This window comes from Priestia sp. 40, from assembly GCF_049368575.1.
GTDB lineage: Bacteria > Bacillota > Bacilli > Bacillales > Bacillaceae_H > Priestia > Priestia zanthoxyli.
The window spans coordinates 16,817-31,163 of the sequence record NZ_JBMPZA010000019.1 but is presented as its reverse complement, the minus strand read 5'-3'; the positions used below and the strand labels follow the sequence as shown (position 1 = coordinate 31,163).

The following is a 14,347-nucleotide window of genomic DNA, read 5'->3' as shown; positions in this document are numbered from 1 at the left end:
TTTAAATATTAAACCGGTACCCCGCTCCCCAAACCGTTTCTAGGTACTGAGGATCTGCTGGGTTTTCTTCTAACTTTTCTCTTAGTTTTCGAATGTGAACTGTTACGGTTGAAATGTCTCCTGAAGAATCAAACCCCCAAATTTTTTCAAATAGATGTTCTTTACTTAATACTTGATTTGGATGAGAAACGATAAACTTCAGCAAATCGAATTCCTTCGCTGTAAAAAACACTTCTTTGTCATTCACAAATACTCTTCTAGCCAGCGTGTCAATCGCTAAGCCATGAATACGAATCATACGCTTTTCCTGCTTATCAGAGAGTCTTTCATATCTCGCTAAATGCGCTTTGACTCTTGCGACCAGCTCCCCAGGGCTGAATGGCTTGGTAATATAGTCATCTGCACCTAGCCCGAGCCCTCTAATTTTATCGATTTCTTCTTTTTTAGCTGAAACTAAAATGATTGGAATATCTTTTGCAGCTCGAATTTGCTTGCACACTTCAAATCCACTCACTTTAGGGAGCATAATATCCAAAATAACCAAATCAAAATGTTCATTTAACGCTTTTTCTAATCCCTTATCACCACTATATTGAACGTCTATTTCAAAATCGTTAATTTCTAAATAATCTCTTTGCAATTCAGCAATACTTACTTCATCTTCAATCAACAATATCTTCTTCATGTGTATCACCATTTTCATTCATTTTTTGCAAAGAAAAGAAAATACTTGTTCCTTCGCCAAGCTTACTTAGTGCCCAGATGTCTCCCCCGTGGCGTTCAACAATTTGTTTTGCAATGGCTAGTCCAAGTCCACTTCCTCCAGTATTGCTATTGCGGGACTGTTCTGCCCGATAAAACCGGTCAAAAATATGCGCTAATGCTTCCGGTGAAATACCAGAGCCGTTATCTTTCACTTCAATAATGAGTTCGCTTTCGGTAGCGGAAAGAACGATATCGATTCTTTTTCTTTCTTTATCCATAAATTTAATACTGTTGGTTGTTAAATTTATTAAAACTCTTCGCAGCTGCTCAGCATCTGCTTTTGCATACAGTGTGGTTAGAGAATTATCGGAAAATAAAACATCAATATCATGTTCGCTCATTTCAAACTGAAGCTCTTGCACATAACTTTTCATAAAAGCAGAAAGATTAAGTTTTTTAAATACAAATGGAATTTCATGCAAATCCAATTTAGAAAATAAAAACAGCTCATCGATTAACGCATTCATGTCTTTTGCTTTCGTTGAAATCGTTAACAAATATTTAGAAAGCTTATCTGGCGTATTAGCTACGCCATCTTGAATTCCTTCTACATATCCTACAATGGAAGTAATAGGAGTTCGTAAATCGTGTGAAATACTTGAAAGCAGCTGCTTTCTGTTATCTTCATATTGAATTTGCAGTTCAACAGAAGATTTTAGTTTTTGCCTCATTTCTTCAAAAGCTTGCGTTAATTCGCCAATTTCATCCTTTGAATTAGCAGAGATCTCAAAGTGAAGATCACCTTGTTTTATTTTTTCAGCCGCTTCTTTTAATTCACGAATGGGTTTAATAATGCTTCTTGAAACAAGATAGTTTAAAAATCCAATAATCACAATCACTAAAATTAATAGTAGAAAGATTAAAAAAGGGAAAATTCGATTAATAATGCCTACATAAGGGCTGATTTTTCGCAAAACGTAAATGCTTCCTTTTTCTTGATTTGAGAAAGGGAAATCAAGGTTGATATATGTAAAGTACTGCTTGCCTATGCGCAGCATGTCCTGCTGATACGAATGATTTCCTTTACTTTTTTGATGCTTTGGCAAGTATTTACGAAGGTTTTCTCCTTTAATGGATTCTGAAGCATATACAACCTCTGTGTTTTTTTGAATCACAATATCAATATTTTCAAATTCATATTTTTTAACCGTCTCCGGCCGCAGCAGCTGTTCTGGTTTTTTTTCACTCAATAACTTTAAATCTAAGAATGCATTTTCTTCTTCTGGCGTTAACAATTTATACTCATAGGAGTGACTGTACAGTTTTCTTACAAAATCGGCGTCTCCAGTAATAGAGAAGAAAATGAGAAAGCCCGATAAAAAAAGCAAAATAATAAAGACAAACACAATACTGATATACGTTAAAACAAAACGCAGCTGAATTGACATGACTTACCCTATGCCCCTTTGGCTTTAACAAAACTATTTGATAGACTAGTAAAGGTGAATAACAAATAGATCGTTAGACATTATACATATAGCAAAAATTAAAACAACAAAACAAATGTATATTCTCACTTTACCGTGATAGAGTGAGAATGAACACCACCTTTTTTACCATTTTATGAATTACTGGAAAATTATGATCTATTTTTCATAATATTCTTAGGCTGAAAGTTATACTATCTGCCTTAATATTTTAAAAAAGGAGACTTTTTAATGAAGATTATCAAAGCTACTTCCTCTCACATCCCTTCTGTTGCCCGTTTATACGTAGACAGCTGGCGCATTACATACAAAGGGTTAGTACCTGATGCTTATTTAAACAGCTTGTCTTATAAACAAAGTGCAGAAAAATGGTCCTTTTTTCTTACCGAGCCTTCTCATTTTATTTTGCTCGCTATCGATGAACGAGAAAAGATTGTCGGCTTTTCAGCAGGTAAGCCTCATTTGTCCGGTGCTGAAATATACGCGCTATACGTTTGCAAGGAAGTGCAAAACCAAGGAGTTGGTCATCTTCTGTTTTTTCATTCAGTAAAAGAATTTACTGATCAGCACTATACGTCTATGATTATTTGGGCTATGAAGAAAAATAAGAAAGCCGTTCAGTTTTATAAAAAATTAGGCGGCAAAAAAATCTTGAATCGCACAAGTCAATTTGGAGAAACTAAAGTTGAAGACGAAGCATACGGTTGGGAACGTCTTCCTTCTAATAAATAAACGAGCACACTAGTGTGCTCGTTTATTTATTAGAAGATAATATTATTGAGCCGTCGTCTTTTTATCCGTTGAATGAACTTTATTACAAAGCCCATTCCAGTGCCAAAAACAATTCCCTTGACTCACTATAAAACAATCCAGCCATTTCTGAAAATTCATATGTAATACATGTGCATCTTGAAACGATGCGTTCCGCTTTTTTACTATTATATATGCAGGATGCGCTGATTTTTTGGAGTCAATGATAATCTCTTCTTCTCCAACAGACCCAATTGTCATATAGAGACTCTGACTTCTATAAGTTGTTTCTCTTACATCTTCTAAGCTATAAAGATTCCCTGTTATTTGTTTGTCAGCATCAATGAACAAATTACACCCATTTGTTAGCTGCAAAAACTGCTTATAGTCTTCAGGAAGTGATACATGCATTTCTTCTTCAAAAACATTCAGTTGGTTCTTGCTTACTCCATCAAAAAAAGTACAAGTGGTTCTGTATACTTCTCCTTCATTTTTACACACTTCTATAACATTATTGTTTTCCCACAGCCGCTTTCGAAGTGAATTTATTATTTTTTCAATCATACTCTTCCTCCAAGCGTTGGATTTAAAACGGTTACATTACATTAATTAAACAATAATGTGCTAATTCCTTCTTTCCTACTAAATTATACGACAAACTTTAGAAATTCATGTTCAAATAACATAGAAAAAAGCAGCGAATATCGCTGCTTTACAGGTTATACAGGTGCTTTTTCTTCCTGTTCAGGATGGTGATCGTAATCAATAAGCGCTTTTGGAAGACCGGTATATTTAGCCCAATAATAAATCCCAATAGATACGACGGCTATGATAATTAAGTCTACAGGCGTATCGATCAAACCTTTCCCTCCGCCGAACGAACCGATATAAGAAATGAAGAGCATGATGATATAATAAGCAACTAACCACCAAGTTGACTTAATTTGCTGACGAAGACTTACTTCGTTTTTAGGCACATATTTAGCAAAAATCAAATATATAACAAACATGACCAATTGAGAAGTTAACAGCCATGAAATAGTCTTCCAGCCTGACCAGTACACAATAAAGGAAGCAAAAATAAAGGATAATGGACCAATTATACTCATTCCTCTTAATTTAAAAGGCTTTTCCAAATCTTTTGCGTTCACCATAAAGGCCGCTGATGAAATTGGTGCAATCGCGTAAGAAAGAATAAGCGCAACAGAGCATACGTTTACGAGTGCATTCCACGAAGGAAATGGCAGTGTCCAAAAAATCGAAAGCCCTAACGAAAGCCATAGAGATGATCGTGGAATCCCTGTTTTTTTATCCACATGAGCAAACGTTTTAAATAACGTACCGTTACGAGACCAAGCATAGATAAGTCTAGAGGTTGTATTCATAAAAATATTACCGTTACCACCCGGTGATAAAATAGCGTCTAAAATAACAAGTGTTGCTAGCCAGCCAAGACCAAGAACAACAGCGATGTCTTTAAACGGCAGTGAAAATTTATCTTGAATGCCTGACCAACCGCCCGTGATCATATCAGATGGAATGGCCCCGATAAATAAGACTTGTAGAGCGGTATAAATAAGTGCCGCTAGAATGATACAAATCACAAGAGCAATTGGGATATTACGCTGAGGATTTTTCACCTCTCCAGCTACCGATACAATCGGATGAAGGCCTAAGTAAGCAAACATAACCCCGCCTGTAGCAATGGCGGCCTGTATACCATCAAATCCCCCGGGAGCAAACTCTCCCATCGTAAAGTTTCCTGACTTAAAATAAAATGCCAGCGTTACGATTACCGTAAGCGGTACAAAATATTTAAAAATAGAAATAATAATATTCGATTTGGCAAATGCTTTTACACTCCAGTAATTGAGTAAAAAGAATAAGCAAAGCAACACAAATTGTAGAATCCATCCAGATATCGTCGGTGAATCAGATCCAGATTTTGTTAAACCCGGAAACCAGTAGGCCACATACTGTCTCACTGCTGTTACTTCGATAGCGATTAAACTAGTGTAAGCTACGATCGTAATAAACGAAATCATATAGCCTACAAGATGACCGTGTGAATAAACAGGATATCGAATAATTCCTCCTGTACGAGGCAAGGCAGCCCCTAGCTCAGCGTATACAAGGCCTATTAATAAAATAATAACTCCACCAATAACCCAAGAAAAACTTCCTGCAGGACCTGCTTGCGTAGCGACATTACTAACGGCAAACAGCCAAGCGGAGCCAAAAATAGCCCCTAATCCAATCAATGTTAAATCTAATAGGGATATCGTCTTTTTAAACGGACCTTTATTCTCCATAAGCTTCCTCCTTTGGATGAATCATCACTTTTGTTGGTTTTTTTGACAACATTCATATATATTCGATAATATGTGTCAAAATTTTTATTACTATACCCATTCAAAATTACTTTGAATCCCTTTTCTTTATTTCTGCAGATTAATTAACAGAAAATTTTAAAAAACGATTCTTGCGTTCAAGACACATTAAAACTTTTTCTTCTTTTCTTTAATGGGTAAAATACTCAATAAATGAAAGGAGTTAGATAAATGACTTTACCAGAGAATTTGCCTGTTGATTTTACTGCTTACAACCACTTAACATTCCTTCCGCTCGGACGTAAGAATAAATCGATTCGATCCGTAGGAAGTAAACATACTAAAGGGCTGCTTGGACGTTTAAATGACTACTTTGAGCGAGCAATGAATGAGTTACCTAAAGAAGATATCATCCTTTTTCAAACATTCTTATATGGAAATCATAGGGGCGGTTTTCCCGTCGCAATTGACAAAAATGAAGACGTTTATCCTCACTTTTGGAAACCAACTTCATTTCTATGGAAAGAATATAATAAGAATCGCGGCATTCCTATTCATCATGATGAGTTTTATTCTCAAGATTTTACGGTTTTGACTAAAAATGAGTTGGAAAATTATCTCGGAAGCATTATGAAAGATTACATGTTTTGCGCTAGAATACATGATTCTTCAAAAGAAGAATGGATTCAACATATTAATAAGTGTTTCTTCAAACATCCGCTCATTTCCCTTTATCACCGAAATGCAAATGTGATTGAAGCAATTGAACAATCAAAAAAATCACCTTTGCTTTTTATTATGAAAAACCCTGAGCAAATTGCTTTTTGGCGCAATCGGATCGAAATCATTATGAGACCTTTTCGATCTCTTTCTTCCACCGCTTTTGAGAGAGGATTTTCAGATACGGAAGATACGGTATTAACTGTTCACGGGGAAAACGAGATCATTCGCTTAACTTCAGAAAACAGAGGTCTCGCCGTAACATATGATGTCACAGGTGATGCCATTTCACTTGATGATGAGTATAATGTAGTACTAGCAGCCAAGCGCTTAGCGACAACTCAGCGGCAGTTCGAAGAGATTATGGATGAAAATAAAGAAGTGATTCAAAAACTTCTTGTCTTTTTTAAGTGGAAAAGTCTTTTAAAGCATCATGAAGTGCACATTAAAGAGATCCAAGACAAATTGTGCAGCCTAACCACTTATCAACTTAATCAAAGACAAGTTTTACAGGAAAACGATCCCTTTCTTTCCTTCATTCAAAACGTATTACAAGTAAAAATACCGAATGTAAATCTCGAAGTTGGTTCCATTCAATGGTTTTCGCAATGGGATTTTCCAGATGTCACCCTGCTGCAGGAAACAAACAAATTTACATGTTATATGGATCCAAACGAAATAGAAAAGAAACTGACAGAAATAAGCGCTAAGATAGAAAATGAACTTCATAAGCAGCGTCAGGATCTGCTTTCGACTCCGCTAAAAATCGGTCAAATAACGTTTGATTCAAACCAAATGCTACGGTTATTAACGCTTATAGATACCTTAAAGAACACGGAAACTCAGCAGAGTTACGTGCAAATTTTAGAAGGCGTTTCTACTAACAGTATTCGTCAAAAAGAGCTTGATAAAATACCCGCATTTGGATTATTAAATTCGGTAAAGCGCAAGCGCATTGTTACGTATTTACAAGAATTACAAAACTATCAGCTGCTTAAAAAAGAGAAAAAAGGATTCAGCCTCACTCCAAAAGGCGAAGCCATCCGACGTCTATTTGAAGAAGAATCACGGAGAATATGAGATTATATCTCGCGTGATTCTTCTTTTTTGATTTTGAAGACTACTTTCTCTATTAAATGCCTATCATAATTAGAAATCTCCATTCATATAATGATTACTAGATTAGCAAAGTCCTTCATACCTATTAGCCTGATGCTGACATAGAGAGGAGATTTCGCCATTGAAATCTAGTAATCGCGCCAATTTTGTAGTGTTAACATATAAGATGGTTCTTGTTATTTTATCCATTGTTTTAATGACATCATCTATTATTGTTCTAGTAAGTTACTCAGCATTTAAAGAACAGTTCAATTCTTCTATTGTCTATCAAACGTTATCGAAGCATAAAGCGGAGAGCCTTTATTATCTGATGAGCCAAGAAAACCACCACTTTTCAACAGCTTTTGATAAAAACTACTCGCCTCCAGGTCTTTCTTCTACACTGCTAGAGTTATCAACAAGTATTCGAGCAGAAGACGCGAGAAGCTTGTTTGGTTCAGAACTTCCTGGATTCAGTATTTACGACTCCAATATTATCATCGCCGGTGAAGGTACAAATTTCACAAACTTCCCTAGAGAATCTGCACCACCGTTAGATGAAACGCTAAAAGAAAGAAATTCTACTGCAAAAGTTCAGCAGCCTAAAGAAAACGATGGTACGAACGCTCCGAATAATAATACAACTGGCGGAAAAAAGGTATTTTATATTTATCACACGCACAGCTGGGAATCTTATTTGCCTCTGTTAGGACTTGAAGGTGATCCAGATGCTAATAAAGCGGTGGATAGCAAAACAAATATCAATATGGTTGCAAATATGCTAGGAAAAGATTTAGAGGCTCAGGGAATTGGAGCAGAAGTAGATCAAACCAATATTGGACAGAAATTAAAAGAAAAAGGTTGGAACACCAATCAATCGTACGCCATGTCTCGTACAGTAATTGAAACGGCGATGACTGAAAATAGAGATTTAACTTACTTTATCGATTTGCACCGAGATTCACTTCGAAAAGATAATACAACTATTAAGATTAACAATAAATCGTATGCAAAAGTTGTGTTTGTTTTAGGGAAAGCGAATCAAAACTTTGAACAAAACTTAAAGATGGCAAAAGCGCTTCATGAAGGACTTGAAAAGAAATATCCCGGCTTAAGCCGCGGAGTTATTGGCAAAAACAAATCCAGCGGTAACGGTGTATATAACCAAGATGTTTCCAAAAATGCGATTTTAATTGAAGTGGGCGGAGTTGACAATAACTTTGATGAACTAACTAACACAACAAAAGCACTGTCTGATGTCATTAGCCAATTTTACTGGCAAGCTGAAAAAGTAGATGCCCCTGCTCAATAAAAAAAGCCCTCTTCACTGAGGGCTTTTTAAAATTCAATTCCTTTTACAGCAGGAATTCCTTCGTCGTAATAATGTTTATGAGGCTTCATTTCCGTCACAAGATCTGCTGCTTCCATCACTTCTTTTTTGGCAGAACGCCCGGTAATGACCAAATGCATATGCTCCGGGCGCTTTTGAATAAGGTCAATTACTTCGTGTAGCGGTAGCACATCATCAATAGGAAATTTCTCGATAGCCAGTGCGTTATTTAACTCGTCTAAAATAACCACATCATATTCGTTTGAGAAGACTTTTTCCTTCGTTAGCGCCCAGGCTTTTTGCAAAGCTTCACGATGTTCAGGCGGTGTTTTTGTCCACGTAAAGCCGACTCCTGTTTGAATCATTTCAATTCCTATTCTGTCAAACATCAGCTTTTCGCCATATGTACGCTGAGGAGATTTAATAAATTGAATCATTAATACTTTTTGTCCGCGTCCCGTAGCGCGCAGAGCGAGACCTAAAGCAGCGGTTGTTTTTCCTTTACCGTCTCCGGTATAAATTAACGTAAGACCCCGTTTGTCTTTCAATCTAAAAACCTCTTTTTCTTCGAATTTCAGTTTACAGCCATGTTGTTTTTTCTGTAAACGATGTTCTAGCAGGCTCTTTCATTTTTGTAAGAGACTCTTCATTTGGATAACCTAAAAAAACGTTTCCTACTACGACTTTACCTGAAGGGTTGCCAATAAACTCATACAATCTCTCGTCTCGAACAAGACCAACACCTCTTGTTCTCCAAACAAAGCCAAGTCCTAGTTCTTTAGCCGCTAACCACATGGAATGAATCGCGCATGAAACCGCATATTTGTTATCTTCTGTGGCTTCTTCGTCTCCTTCAACTATGTCAGCTGTTACGACGATATGTACGGGCGTATTTTTTACTGCTTTTAACGAACTTTCTACTAAATGAGGCTTTGTAGGAAAGCGCTCCTTTAAATATGCTTCAGCCAGTTCTTCATACTTCTTTTTTGCTTCTCCTTGAATTACGTAGAAGCTCCATGGCTCTCTCATTCGGTCATTTGGAGCCCACGTCGCTGCTTCAAGCAGCTGTTCGATTTTCTCTTGCTCCACTTCACGTGCTTCATGATCTCGTACCGCTCTTCGTTCTTTTAACTGTGAGATAATCGTCATATTGTCTCCTCCTTTTAACGTTAAAGCAGAATATTTTCCGCTCTTTCTTCGAACCATTTTATTTTTTCTCTAATTGTCACCACTTCACCTACAAGCACGATGGCAGGATGAGCAATTTCTGCTTTTTTTGCTATTTCTTCGATTGTGGCAAGCGTTCCCGTTACGGTGCGCTGATATTTTGTCGTTCCCCACTGAACAAGCGCCACTGGCGTATGTTTATCTCGTCCGTGGTCCATCAACTGTTTGCATATATGAGGTAAATTTCCAACGCCCATATAAAATGCAATCGTATCTATTCCTTGAGCGAGCGCTGACCAATTTAAATAATCTTTTCCTTTTTCTTCTCTTCCATGACCCGTTACAATCGCAAAAGAAGTGGCATGATCTCTGTGGGTAACCGGAATTCCTGCATAGGCTGGAGCTGCAATTCCTGACGTGATACCAGGCACTACTTCGTAAGGAATTCCTCGAGTAGCAAGTACTTCAGCTTCCTCTGCTCCGCGCCCGAACACAAAAGGATCGCCTCCTTTTAAGCGCGTCACTACTTTTCCTTGAAGTGCTTTTTCAACAAGAAGTTCGTGAATACGATCTTGGATGACTCCGTGCTTGCCAGGTAATTTCCCGCAAAAAATAAGCTCCGCGTCTTTTTTAGCATAGTTTAACAACTGTTCGTTGGCTAAGCGGTCATATAAAATGACATCCGCTTCTTGAATACATTCCATTCCATATACGGTTATTAGCTTCGGATCTCCTGGTCCGGCTCCTACTAAATATACTTTTCCAACTGTCACATGGCATCTCTTCTTTCTTTTTTCACCGCTTTACACTGTTCCACCCAGTTTTCTACCATTTTCGTAGAAGAGCCGAAATGAAAGTGCGTATAGCCGGCAATTAAATTATTGTTCATATAGCCTTCTTCTTTCATTCCTCGCATCCCTTTTGTATCATAGGCAGGCGAAAACTCTTTCTCTGAATGAAAGGTTGAATAATGAAATTCATGGCCTTTAGCTTGTATATCGTCTTTAAATAAAAAATTCCCCTGCTTTCCCGTCACTTCTCGGTATCCTAAAGCAGCTAATTTTGTCTGCATTCTTACTTGTCCGGGAATAAGCCCCACCATTTCATGACATGTATCATCTGTTGTGACAATACCATCTGTTAAAAACATAAAGCCTCCGCACTCCGCAAGTGTAGGAATCCCTTTTTGGATGGCTGCTCGAACAGAGTTTTTAACGTCGATTTGCTGAGCCAGCGTTTCAGCAAATTCTTCTGGAAATCCGCCTCCTATATAAAGACCGTCAGCATCTTGTGGAACTGTTTCTCCTTTTAAAGGCGAAAATTCTACAAGCTCTGCTCCGTAAGCTTTTAACAATTCGAAATTTTCTTCATAATAAAAGTTAAAAGCGGCATCTCTTGCCACAGCAATTTTCACTTGAGGTACGGACGGCTTTGTAAAGATAGGATCATTAATTTCTATTTTAGGAGCTAAAGCCAGTTCATATACTTTTTCGATATCAATTGTATCATGAACAAGCTTTCCTAACTGTTCAAAAAACGGTGTTAATTCTCCTCGTTCAATAGACGGAATGAGCCCGAGGTGACGTTCAGGAATCGTGAGCTCATCGTTTCTTTTCAAGTAGCCTACTACAGGGATATGACATTCCTGTTCAATCGCTGCCTTAACAAGCTTATAGTGCCCTTCACTTCCAACTCGGTTAGCAATCACACCGACGATGTTCGCTTCGGGTAAAAATTGCTGAAACCCTTTTACAATTGCCGCTGCACTTCTAGCCATACTAGCACAATTGACAACTAAAAGGACAGGGCTATTGGTGATTAAGCTGATTTCTGCTGTTGAGCCTTCGTTTGTTAACGGGTTTTTCCCATCGAAAAATCCCATAACTCCTTCCATGATAGAAATATCAGCATCTTCACTAGCACGAGCGACAATTTCTCTAACCATATCGTGCTCAAGCATCCAGCTGTCGATATTTCGAGACGTTCGTTCTGTAACAGCCGTATGATACGTTGGATCAATATAATCGGGTCCGCATTTAAACCCTTGAACTCTGTAACCAGCTTGTCTTAATGCTGCCATCAACCCGATTGTAAGGGTTGTTTTCCCTACGCCACTTCCGGTACCGGCAATGACGAGTCTTCTGTTTGACATGTTGTTCTCTCCCTTAGTCATATGGAATAAGTGCCACAGAAATGGTGACATTCCCTGACTTTTTCTTGACAAGTTCAAGCGTATCAGCGCCGCTGTATAGCATAGCAGCAGGTTCACTGACGCCATATGCACCTGTATATTTAAAGACTGTATCGGAAGGCTGTTCTATACTTATGCTGTTTAGCTCTTGGGGCGAATAATAGACAAACTCCCAGCCGTACTTAGACGCCACTTCTAGCAGCCCTTCTTCATCCTTCTTTAACTCTATTGTACATAATGCTTTTACACTTTTCATTGAAAACTGAAGTTCAGCAAGCGTTTTTTCAATAACGGTTTCAATTTCAGCTGTACTTGTACCGCGGTTGCATCCCATCCCAATCGCTAATACTTTTGGTCGGTAAAGAACACCGTTTTCTAAGATCGCTTCTTCTTCTTTTTTTAAATTGCGATGCGTTACAACCAAGGCTGCATGTGGCGATGCTTCAAGAGCTGCGTGAATTGATGAATACGTTTTAATATTAGCTGGAACTGGATGATCATAATGCCACCAGCTCTTTTCACCTGATTCTTGAACCACTGCTATTTCTTCTTCATTTACCACAGAAGCGCTGACAGGCGTTAGCTTTTCTGCGGATTCCCATACCCATCCAAAACGCTTTCCAAATAAATCAACGGGAATCGTTTTTTGAACATCAGATGCTGTTGTAATAACAGGATGGGCCTCAAGAGCTGCCGCAACTTCACGCGTAAGCTCATTTGCTCCTCCGATATGACCTGAAAGCACGCTGATGACATTTTCGCCTTTATCATCAATCACAACAACCGCGGGATCCGTTTTCTTATCTTTTAAAATAGGGGCAATCATACGCACAACTGCTCCCAGTGAAATAATAATAATAAGTCCTTTATACGATTCAAAAAGAGAAGGCAAAAGCATCCGAACGCTTCCTGAAAACAGCTGAATGTTCTGCTCTTGTTCGTCTCCTTTTTCAAACTTGCTCATGTAATACACGTCAGACTGCTGAAAGATGCGGCCGAGATTTCTTGCAATTTCTACGCCGTGCTTCGTGATGGCCACGACGGCATAATCCCCGCGCTGTGTAATGGGAGCTTTTTTTCCTTCTTGGAGTTGAATCATTCCGACTTCACTCCTCTTCGAAAGCCATGGGTAAATGTTTTATCGTAAAGTTTTGAACGATAATCCTTGTCATGAATGTGAGAATCAAGTGCCCAGCCCGCCAAAATCATCGCCTGCTTGCGAATGCCGTTTGTTCGCATAGCATCATCCAGGTCTTTTACCGTCGTGCGAACAATTTTTTCATCTGGCCACGTTGCTTTATAGACTACTACAACCGGCGTGTCTTCACTCCAACCGGCGTTTATAAATTCTTTCATTACTTTTTTTGTGAGCGTCGCGCTTAAAAATAACGCAATCGTACATTTATGTTTTGCTAAATCAGTTAATTTTTCAAACTCAGGTACAGGCGTTCTTCCTTCAGCACGAGTTAAAATAACTGTTTGAGTCAAATCTGGAATGGTTAATTCTGCTTCAGCCGCTGCAGCTGCAGCAAATACGGAGCTGACGCCCGGAACGATTTCAATATCAACGCCTTCTCTTTTTAAAAGCACCATTTGTTCCATAATGGCTCCGTACATAGCAGGATCTCCGGTATGAACTCTTACAACCATTTTTCCTTCACGCATGCGATCAAGCATCGTACTGACCATTTCTTCTAAATGCATACCAGCTGTCTTTAACACTTCAGCTCCTGGTTTAGACTTAGCAACTAGCTCTTCACTTACTAGTGAGTCAGCGTATAAAACAACATCTGCTTGCTGAAGTAATTTTAAGCCTTTTACGGTAATTAAATCTGGATCTCCGGGTCCAGCTCCGATTATGTATAACTTCATTTTCGCACCACCATTAGCGTTAAGTATTGTAAATCGGCTCCTTCTAGTTCTGAAGCTTTCCAAATAATTTCTTCATCTGACGTTACTTTTGTTACCACCGATGCTTTTTCAAGCAGATCAAGCTCTTTTAAAAGACCGACCATAAAATCGATGACTTTAGCCACTTTAATAAAAATAACGCAGTCGTTTTCCACCAATACTTTTTTCATTGTTTCATAATCTTCACGAGCAGGAACAATGGCCACATGTTCATCACCGTCTGCTAATGGAATACCTAAACGAGATGCAGCTCCATTAATGGATGAAATACCAGGAATGACTTGAATCGGAGCTTCAGGGTGACGTTCCTGCATCAGGCGCATCATGTGAATAAACGTACTATAAAGCATAGGATCTCCCTCTGTGACAAACGCTACATCTTTTCCTTCCTTGAGCTTTTCCCATACTCGCTCTACCGTTTCGGTCCATTTTCTTTCCAAAATAGCAGGATCTTTTGTCATTGGAAACACAAGGCCTAGCATGTCTTTTTCATTTGCACTAAAATAGACATCAATAATTTTTTGGGCGTAGCTTTTGCTTCCTTTTTGTTTTTTCGGGTACGCAATAACGGGTGATTCTTTTAATTTACGAAATGCTTTTACTGTAATCAGCTCTGGATCTCCTGGTCCAACTCCAAGTCCGTACAATGTTCCAATCA

Annotated in this window: 13 protein-coding genes and 1 pseudogene; 3 read left to right on the top strand and 11 right to left on the bottom strand. The window is 38.3% G+C overall.

The annotated features are described in order from the left end of the window. Position 1: 1 nt before the first annotated feature. Positions 2-685 (bottom strand): response regulator transcription factor, encoded by a 684-nt coding sequence (locus ACO1DI_RS21675; RefSeq protein ID WP_013057296.1) that lies wholly within the window; start codon positions 683-685, stop codon positions 2-4. After that, the gene (locus ACO1DI_RS21670) at positions 663-2,153 is read right to left on the bottom strand and encodes a sensor histidine kinase (protein WP_014459843.1); all 1,491 of its coding nucleotides are present in this window, start codon (positions 2,151-2,153) and stop codon (positions 663-665) included. Before ACO1DI_RS21670 ends, ACO1DI_RS21675 begins: the two co-directional genes overlap by 23 nt. A gap of 270 nt (positions 2,154-2,423) precedes the next feature. Between ACO1DI_RS21670 and ACO1DI_RS21665 the strand changes: the two genes are divergently transcribed. Next, positions 2,424-2,924 carry a GNAT family N-acetyltransferase gene (locus ACO1DI_RS21665; protein ID WP_014459842.1) on the top strand — a complete coding sequence of 167 codons (501 nt, stop codon included), beginning with the start codon at positions 2,424-2,426 and terminating at the stop codon, positions 2,922-2,924. A 42-nt stretch (positions 2,925-2,966) separates the two neighbouring features. Here the strand turns inward: ACO1DI_RS21665 and ACO1DI_RS21660 are convergent, their stop codons facing one another. Beyond that, positions 2,967-3,506, bottom strand: a complete 540-nt coding sequence (locus tag ACO1DI_RS21660) for an SMI1/KNR4 family protein (RefSeq protein ID WP_014459841.1) — start codon at positions 3,504-3,506, stop codon at positions 2,967-2,969. A gap of 155 nt (positions 3,507-3,661) precedes the next feature. Continuing rightward, positions 3,662-5,254, bottom strand: a complete 1,593-nt coding sequence (locus ACO1DI_RS21655; RefSeq protein ID WP_014459840.1) for an APC family permease — start codon at positions 5,252-5,254, stop codon at positions 3,662-3,664. 249 nt (positions 5,255-5,503) lie between these two features. On the opposite strand from ACO1DI_RS21655, the gene ACO1DI_RS21650 reads away from it, so the two are divergent. Then, the gene (locus ACO1DI_RS21650) at positions 5,504-7,072 is read left to right on the top strand and encodes an RQC-minor-2 family DNA-binding protein (protein WP_108674751.1); all 1,569 of its coding nucleotides are present in this window, start codon (positions 5,504-5,506) and stop codon (positions 7,070-7,072) included. Positions 7,073-7,232: 160 nt separating this feature from the next. Then, complete coding sequence (spoIIP, locus tag ACO1DI_RS21645) at positions 7,233-8,402, top strand: stage II sporulation protein P (RefSeq protein ID WP_108674752.1); 1,170 nt, start codon at positions 7,233-7,235, stop codon at positions 8,400-8,402. Between the two features lie 26 nt (positions 8,403-8,428). Here the strand turns inward: spoIIP and cobO are convergent, their stop codons facing one another. The 7 genes and pseudogenes from cobO to cobI form a co-directional block, all read right to left on the bottom strand. Then, positions 8,429-8,968 carry a cob(I)yrinic acid a,c-diamide adenosyltransferase gene (gene cobO, locus ACO1DI_RS21640; protein WP_014459837.1) on the bottom strand — a complete coding sequence of 180 codons (540 nt, stop codon included), beginning with the start codon at positions 8,966-8,968 and terminating at the stop codon, positions 8,429-8,431. A gap of 31 nt (positions 8,969-8,999) precedes the next feature. Continuing rightward, the gene (locus ACO1DI_RS21635; protein ID WP_014459836.1) at positions 9,000-9,569 is read right to left on the bottom strand and encodes a nitroreductase family protein; all 570 of its coding nucleotides are present in this window, start codon (positions 9,567-9,569) and stop codon (positions 9,000-9,002) included. 20 nt (positions 9,570-9,589) lie between these two features. After that, positions 9,590-10,360: a uroporphyrinogen-III C-methyltransferase gene (cobA, locus tag ACO1DI_RS21630; protein ID WP_014459835.1), complete on the bottom strand. Its 771-nt coding sequence runs from the start codon at positions 10,358-10,360 to the stop codon at positions 9,590-9,592. Then, positions 10,357-11,739 (bottom strand): cobyrinate a,c-diamide synthase, encoded by a 1,383-nt coding sequence (locus ACO1DI_RS21625; protein WP_115654089.1) that lies wholly within the window; start codon positions 11,737-11,739, stop codon positions 10,357-10,359. The genes cobA and ACO1DI_RS21625 overlap by 4 nt, the downstream gene beginning before the upstream one ends. 13 nt (positions 11,740-11,752) lie before the next feature. Continuing rightward, positions 11,753-12,877 (bottom strand): cobalt-precorrin 5A hydrolase, encoded by a 1,125-nt coding sequence (locus ACO1DI_RS21620; protein WP_116740530.1) that lies wholly within the window; start codon positions 12,875-12,877, stop codon positions 11,753-11,755. Next, the gene (gene cobM / locus ACO1DI_RS21615) at positions 12,874-13,650 is read right to left on the bottom strand and encodes a precorrin-4 C(11)-methyltransferase (protein ID WP_116740528.1); all 777 of its coding nucleotides are present in this window, start codon (positions 13,648-13,650) and stop codon (positions 12,874-12,876) included. Before cobM ends, ACO1DI_RS21620 begins: the two co-directional genes overlap by 4 nt. Next, positions 13,647-14,327: pseudogene (gene cobI, locus ACO1DI_RS21610) on the bottom strand (precorrin-2 C(20)-methyltransferase); the annotation flags it as partial. The pseudogene cobI and the gene cobM, both read right to left, overlap by 4 nt. Between the last annotated feature and the right edge of the window lie 20 nt (positions 14,328-14,347).

Coding starts and splice junctions, on each gene's coding strand:
- ACO1DI_RS21660 (WP_014459841.1), bottom strand. CDS start 3,506: ATGATTGAAAAAATAATAAATTCACTTCGAAAGCGGCTGTGGGAAAAC.
- ACO1DI_RS21675 (WP_013057296.1), bottom strand. CDS start 685: ATGAAGAAGATATTGTTGATTGAAGATGAAGTAAGTATTGCTGAATTG.
- cobM (WP_116740528.1), bottom strand. CDS start 13,650: ATGAAGTTATACATAATCGGAGCTGGACCCGGAGATCCAGATTTAATT.
- ACO1DI_RS21635 (WP_014459836.1), bottom strand. CDS start 9,569: ATGACGATTATCTCACAGTTAAAAGAACGAAGAGCGGTACGAGATCAT.
- ACO1DI_RS21665 (WP_014459842.1), top strand. CDS start 2,424: ATGAAGATTATCAAAGCTACTTCCTCTCACATCCCTTCTGTTGCCCGT.
- ACO1DI_RS21655 (WP_014459840.1), bottom strand. CDS start 5,254: ATGGAGAATAAAGGTCCGTTTAAAAAGACGATATCCCTATTAGATTTA.
- ACO1DI_RS21620 (WP_116740530.1), bottom strand. CDS start 12,877: ATGATTCAACTCCAAGAAGGAAAAAAAGCTCCCATTACACAGCGCGGG.
- ACO1DI_RS21650 (WP_108674751.1), top strand. CDS start 5,504: ATGACTTTACCAGAGAATTTGCCTGTTGATTTTACTGCTTACAACCAC.
- ACO1DI_RS21625 (WP_115654089.1), bottom strand. CDS start 11,739: ATGTCAAACAGAAGACTCGTCATTGCCGGTACCGGAAGTGGCGTAGGG.
- ACO1DI_RS21670 (WP_014459843.1), bottom strand. CDS start 2,153: ATGTCAATTCAGCTGCGTTTTGTTTTAACGTATATCAGTATTGTGTTT.